The 642-nt window shown below is 36.8% G+C and carries 1 protein-coding gene; it reads right to left on the minus strand.

Going from position 1 to position 642, the window contains the following annotated elements; genetic code table 11:
• Positions 1–642: PKD domain-containing protein (locus tag DNU06_RS17910; RefSeq protein ID WP_233503077.1), on the minus strand; the 642-nt coding region annotated here is incomplete at both ends.

Raw genomic sequence — 642 nt, forward strand, 5'->3', positions numbered from 1 at the left:
AAGTAAAATAAGCTTTAGGGTTAGCAATCACATCAAAATAGTTAGTATACAATACAGAATCCACGCAACCAGCACTGGTTTCTATTTTAAAGAAAACCGAAATAGGTAAGTGGTCTTCTTGCTCATTTGTAAAGCAAAAGGTTGGGTTTTGTTGATAGGAGGTCTGCCCATCACTGAGTTTCCATGCATAAGTTGCATCATTTCCGTGTGGGGTAGCATTGTCAAATAATTGCATGCATTCACCACTACAAATAGTTAAAGAAGTAGGTTGGATATCTGCTGCAAAATTGGAGAATATGGTGACCGGTAAAATAGTGTCTCCAATACAACCAAAATTACTAGTAGCGCTTAGGAGTACATTATAGGTATCATTTACTTGATAAATATTGGTAGGGTTAAAACTTGTACTGGTTTGGTTATCCTCAAAATCCCAAGATACACTTTGGATATTTCCAGAAACAATAGTCGACAAGTTCGTAAAATCGGCAACAAAACAATTGGTTATGGTGCTAAAGTTGGCTGTAGGAATAGGGTGGGATATATGACTTAAATAAGCAGTATCTGTACAACCGGAATCCGAGACAACTATTAATGCTAAGGTATAAGTTCCTATTTGATTATAGGTGTGACTTGGTTGCTGGA

Origin of the sequence: Putridiphycobacter roseus, assembly GCF_003234935.1 — a bacterium.
GTDB classification, from domain to species: Bacteria; Bacteroidota; Bacteroidia; order Flavobacteriales_D; family Crocinitomicaceae; genus Putridiphycobacter; species Putridiphycobacter roseus.